We start from the raw sequence: 5,412 nt of genomic DNA on the forward strand, positions 1-5,412 counted from the left end.
TTATACAAGCATGCCAGCCGCCGCCGACATATCCGCTGCCCGCTCGAAACCAGCTGCGCGAAGCCGCCCGCTCGAAACCAGCCCCGCGGTGCTGGCCGGATGCGCGTGCCGTCAGCCGGTCGCTGATCGCGTGCGCGGAAGCCGGCCCCTACCGGCTCTTCCGCAAAGCCGTGAACCCGAACTCCATCGCGACCGGCGAGGGCTGGCGGATCAGCGTCGTGGAGCGGGGTCGTCGGGCGACGCGGGTCTCGCCTTCGGTGGCGCCGGGGCCGCCGTTGGTGATCACGCGGTCGAAGTCGATGCGGCGGGCCTCGGGGATCTCCTCGCGGAGTACTTGTGCGATGTCCGTCCAGATGCCGGCGCGCTGCCAGTCGCGCAGGCGTCGCCAGCAGGTCATGCCGCTGCCGTATTCCAGTTCCTGTGGCAGCTTTTCGAAGCCGATGCGGCGGCCGAGGACCACCAGGATGCCGTTGAGGACCGCTCGGTCGTCCAGGGGTTTGCGGCCCGGGTTGCGGCGGCGGCGGGGGCGCTCGGGGAGCAGGGCGCTGATGCGCTCCCAGGCGCGGTCGGTGACCATCGGGTCTTCGGGGGCGGGGCGGCGCAGGCGTGTCAGGGTGTTGCCGCCGGCGGGTTTGGTGGCGGGATCGCGGCGTGGGGCCGGAACCCCCAGGAGCACCGCGCTGTGGACATCCGGCGGTTCAGTGCGCGGCGCGTTGTGGGGCACGTATCGCCCAACGCGGTCGAAACAGCAGACGTCACGCTTTCGGGTCGCTTGTCACCCATTGGAGGCAGACGGAAGCGCCCCGTGGCATTACCCTGTCCGATGGTCCAGTCGATGAGAGACCCTGAAGGGATACCTGGCGCTTATACGCCGAAAGGACTAGGTGGGGACTAGATCGGTACGGTTCGGCAACCGAAGAGCCCGGGCTTTCGTCAAAATATCGAGTGCGGGGAGCGATCGCGGGTAGCCGGGGGCTGCTTCGCAATCCGGTACGACGACTCTCTCTTGGGGGGATCCGCAGGTGGGAACGAACGGACGCCACGCCGCCGAGGCTCGCAGGAGCTGGCCGGAAGGAGACCCGGTGGCGGTGGCGATGGTCGGCCTGCTCGACGTGGAGCTGCGCCGTCGCGGCTGCGCGTGGTCGATCGTGGAGGAGGGGCTGATCGAGGTCTACGGCCCGCACCGCGGCCGCTGGCCGCTGGCCGCCCTCAAGCGCCGGATGGAGGTGGCCGAGAAGGCCGACTGGCCGGAGATGGTCGAGGAACTGGTGCTGACCCGCGTGGACCCCTCAGGGTTCTACGCCAGTTCGGTGTCCCTCACCGGCGACCACGACTCGGAGTGGGCCTCGGTCCGCGGCCGGATCCGGGCCCGCCTGTTCGGCGGCGACGACGCCGACTCCGCGGCGCTGGCCGGGATAGAGCACCGGTTCTGCGCCGACGGCCTGGTGGAGGTCCTGGAGCTGGTCCCGCCCTCGCCGCTGCGCGACCCGCTGGGCGCCGGCGTGCGCTGGTACCGGCCCGAGGAGGGCCCGGTCGCGTACGGGGACCTGGCGCGCTGGAAGGTGACCGCGCGCGAGGCGTACCGGACGGCGCGGGAGAACGTGCGGCGCGAGGGCCTGCTGGAGACCCGGCTGCTGGAGGCGGAGGGCGTCAGCATCACGGTGGTGCGCGGCGGCTCCGGCTACGCCCCGACGCACTCCTTCTGGCTGCCCGACTACGTGTCCGTGGACAGCAACGGCGCGCTGGTGGTCATACCGAACCGCGGACTGTTCGCGGCGCACCCGGTGCGCGGACCGGAGGCGGTGCCGGCCGCCGAGGGCATGCTGCGCCTGGCGCGGCGGCAGTACGAGACCGGGCCGGGCCCGGTGAGCGACCAGCTGTTCTGGTGGCGGGACGGGGTGCTCTACCGGCAGGGCTCGCGCCGGGCCGAGGACGGGATCCGGTTCGAGCCGACGCAGGAGTTGGCGGACGTGCTCAGGGCGCTGGCGCGGTAGCAGTAGCAGTAGCGGAGGCTGGAGCCGGGGCGGTGGGCGCGTCGGCGTCTTCGCCCTCTGGCTTGGCGGCGGCGGGCGCGTCGGCCTCCGGGCCATCGTCCAGGTCGCCGTCTTCGTCCTCGTCGTACTCGTCCTCTTCAGCAGCCTCGGCGGCCTCCCGGTCCCGGTGCTGGGCCTCGCGCCGGATGATGGTCGCCCAGCCGCCGGCCGCGATCACGCAGAACAGCCACCACTGGAACCAGTAGGACAAGTACGGGCCTTCGTCCAGCGACGGTGCATCCACTGGCGTTATCTGCGAAGAATCCACCGGCTTCGAGGTGATCACCTCGGCGTACCCGCCGCGCAGTTGCAGCCCGGTCTTGGCAGCGAGCGCGTCGGTGTTGATCAGGCTGATCTGCCCGGTCGGCAAGCCTGTGGTGACGTCCCGGATGCCGGTGTTCCCCTTGGTCTCGGACTGCTGGAGCCGCCCGGTGACGGTGACCGCGCCGGCCGGCGGCGCCGGGATCGCCGGCGACTGCTGCTCGTCGGAGTCGACGGTCGGGATCCAGCCCCGGTTGACCAGGACGGACGTGCCGTCCGCGAGCGTCATCGGGGTGATCACCCAGAAGCCGGGGTTGCCGTTCTCCTGGTGGTTGCGGGCCAGGAACTGGTGCGCGGTGTCGAAGGTCCCGACCAGCGTGAGCTGCTTCCAGCGGGCCTTCTGCGGTACCGGGGCGCCCACGGCGTCGGTGTCCTCGATCGGCACCGGCGGGGCGTTCATCGCGGTCCTGATGACGGCGTTCTCCGCGGTGCGCTCGTGGTAGCGGCTCCGCTGCCACATCCCCAGGCCGATGAACGCGGGGATGAGGACCAGCCAGATCAGGACATGCAGGCGGATCCAGCGCCAGGAGAAGACGAAACGGTACCGAGACACAGGCTGACGCTACCCGACGTCCTTGAGCGCGCCGGAGGCAGGTCGCACTCCACCCCGGGCCTCTAACTCTTCGCCAGCCCGACGACGATCCCCGCCACCACGACCGCCACCCCCGCCAGCTGCGCGATCCCCGGCGTCCCGACGCCGAGCGCGGCGCTGGCGGCGCAGGCCGCGACCGGCACCGTGCCGATCAGCAGGCCGGCACGCTGCGGCCCGAGGCCGTTGAGCGAGCGGTACCAGAGCAGGAACGCGCCGACCGTCAGCGGCAGCGCCAGGTAGAGCAGCGCGGCCGTCTCGGTGAGCGTGGGTATCCGCAGCATCGCGGTGCCGTCCGTGGCCAGACCCGCGACCAGCAGCGTCGGGACGGCGATGACGGTGACGTAGGCCGAGACCCGCAGCTCGCCGAACTTCGGCAGCAGCGGCACCGCCAGCAGCGAGAACAGCGCCTCGCAGGCCAGCGTCAGGACGGCGAACACGATCCCGGCCGCGCTGCCCGGCCCGAAGCCCTGCACCATCGCGCTCCCGGCGACCACCAGCCCCGCCGCGCCGATCGCCGGGCCCTTGCGCAGTCGGTGGCCGTGGCCGCTCCCGGTGACCAGCGGCCCGGCGAGCGCCAGCACCAGCGGCGAGCAGGCCACGACGCTGCCGAGGGTGGCTGCGTCGGTGTGCCGGAGCGCGGCCAGGACGAACACGTTGAACAGGACCAGGCCGGTGGCCGACAGCAGGGTCAGCTGGAGCCATTCGCGGGCCGTCGGCCGCAGGCGCGGCAGGCCGCTGCGCCGCACGATGACGGCGAAGACCGCGGCGGCCAGGGTGTAGCGCAGGGCCTGGCCGCCGAGGACCGGGTAGCGGGTGAGGTGGGCGCTGACCGCGGTGGAGGCTCCGAGGACTGACATGGCCAGGGCGCCTTGGAGGACGTGGCGGGTGGCCGGACGAGGACGGGCCGGAGCCGGGGCTTGCGCGCCGGTGGCGGTGGTTGCGGGGCGTGGCTGGGCCGGAGTTTGTGCCTGGGCTGGCATGCGGGTGTCGCCGGTGGTGCTGGTGGTGGCGGGGCGGGAGTGCTGCGTCGGGGCCGGAGCTTGGGCCGGGGCGCCGGCGCCGCTCTCCGCACCCACCGCACCCGTGATCGTGGACATGCTGCGAGGCTAGGATCGGATTGGTCTGCGGGTAAGAACCAATCAGCGGCGCGAAAAGGGGACCAATCCGGTGGCCGAGATCCTGGTGACCGTCGACCGCACCGCCGGCCGCCTGGTCGAGCAGCTGGTCGTCGGGCTGCGCGACGGCATCCGCGCGGGCCGGATCGCCGGCGGCACGGTGCTGCCGCCGAGCCGGCAGCTGGCGGCGGAGCTGCGGCTGTCGCGCGGGCTGGTGGTCGAGGCGTACCAGCAGCTGGTCGCGGAGGGGTACCTGCTCAGCCGCACCGGCGCCGGGACGTGGGTCGCGGCCGGGCACGCGGTGGGGGAGCGCGGCGCGGCGCCGCAGGACGCGGCCGAGGCGGAGCCGGAGTTCGACCTGACGCCGGGGCGGCCGGACCTCGGGGCGTTCCCGCGTACGGCGTGGGTCGCGGCGCAGCGCCGGGTGCTCAGCGACCTGCCGCATGCGGGCCTCGGCTACGGCGATCCCGGCGGCGTGCCGCGCTTCCGCGAGGAGATCGCGGCCTACCTGCGGCGGGTGCGCGCCGCGGACGCCACGCCCGAGCGCGTGGTCGCCATCAACGGCTCGGCGCAGGGCCTCGCCCTCGGCCTGCAGGCGCTGTACGAGCTCGGACACCGGGTGCTGGCGGTCGAGGACCCGTCGGCGGACCGTCCGCGCCGGCTGCTGGCCGCCTCGGGCATGACGCTGGTCGGGGTCCCGGTGGACGAGGCGGGCCTGGTCGTCGCGGAGCTGCGGCGGACCTCCGCGACGGTCGTCTTCGCGGGCCCGGCGCACCAGTACCCGACCGGCGTGGTCCTGGCCCCGGTCCGCCGCGCGGAGCTGATCGCCTGGGCCCGCGCCGCCGACGGCCTGGTCATCGAGGACGACTACGACGCCGAGTTCCGCTACGACCGCGACCCGGTCGGCTGCCTGCAGGGCATGGCTCCGGACCGCGTGCTGTACCTGGGGACGACGAGCAAGTCCCTGGCCCCCGCGCTCCGCCTCGGCTGGGCCGTGGCCCCGCAGCCGCTGGCGGACCGGATCCGCGACATCCGCCTGCACAGCGACCTCGGCGGCTCCGTCCTGGACCACCTCGCGATGGCGCACCTGATCGCCACCGGCGCCTACGACCGCCACCTGCGCACCGTCCGCCGCCGCTACCGGACCCGCCGCGACGCGCTGGTGACGTCACTGGCCGCGGAGCTGCCGGAGTGGAAGGTGCGCGGCGTCGCGGCGGGTCTGCACCTACTGATCGACCTGCCGCCGGGCAGCGACGAGGAGGCGCTCGCCGCAGCGGCGGACGCGCAGGGCGTGCGCGTCCAGCCGCTGGCGCCGATGCGGTTCGCGCCGGGGCCGCCCGGGCTGGTGCTC

The 5,412-nt window shown here is 73.5% G+C and carries 5 protein-coding genes; 2 read left to right on the forward strand and 3 right to left on the reverse strand.

Annotated elements, in window-relative coordinates; translation table 11 throughout:
- Positions 1-148: 148 nt before the first annotated feature.
- Positions 149-724 (reverse strand): transposase, encoded by a 576-nt coding sequence (locus GWK61_RS61650; RefSeq protein ID WP_194921742.1) that lies wholly within the window; start codon positions 722-724, stop codon positions 149-151.
- Positions 725-1,022: 298 nt separating this feature from the next.
- On the opposite strand from GWK61_RS61650, the gene GWK61_RS52460 reads away from it, so the two are divergent.
- Positions 1,023-1,994 (forward strand): hypothetical protein, encoded by a 972-nt coding sequence (locus GWK61_RS52460; protein ID WP_194921744.1) that lies wholly within the window; start codon positions 1,023-1,025, stop codon positions 1,992-1,994.
- Here the strand turns inward: GWK61_RS52460 and GWK61_RS52465 are convergent.
- On the reverse strand, positions 1,975-2,907 hold the full coding sequence (locus GWK61_RS52465; RefSeq protein ID WP_194921746.1) for an SURF1 family cytochrome oxidase biogenesis protein: 933 nt from the start codon (positions 2,905-2,907) through the stop codon (positions 1,975-1,977). The two genes, GWK61_RS52460 and GWK61_RS52465, sit on opposite strands and share 20 nt — an antisense overlap.
- A 62-nt stretch (positions 2,908-2,969) precedes the next feature.
- On the reverse strand, positions 2,970-4,043 hold the full coding sequence (locus tag GWK61_RS52470) for a DMT family transporter (RefSeq protein WP_228564421.1): 1,074 nt from the start codon (positions 4,041-4,043) through the stop codon (positions 2,970-2,972).
- 70 nt (positions 4,044-4,113) lie between these two features.
- On the opposite strand from GWK61_RS52470, the gene pdxR reads away from it, so the two are divergent.
- A partial coding sequence (gene pdxR / locus GWK61_RS52475) for a MocR-like pyridoxine biosynthesis transcription factor PdxR (RefSeq protein ID WP_194921748.1) occupies positions 4,114-5,412 on the forward strand: 1,299 nt, incomplete at its 3' end.

It is taken from the genome of Catenulispora rubra, assembly GCF_015356825.1.
GTDB classification, from domain to species: Bacteria; Actinomycetota; Actinomycetes; order Streptomycetales; family Catenulisporaceae; genus Catenulispora; species Catenulispora rubra.

Coding starts and splice junctions, on each gene's coding strand:
- GWK61_RS52470 (WP_228564421.1), bottom strand. CDS start 4,043: ATGTCCACGATCACGGGTGCGGTGGGTGCGGAGAGCGGCGCCGGCGCC.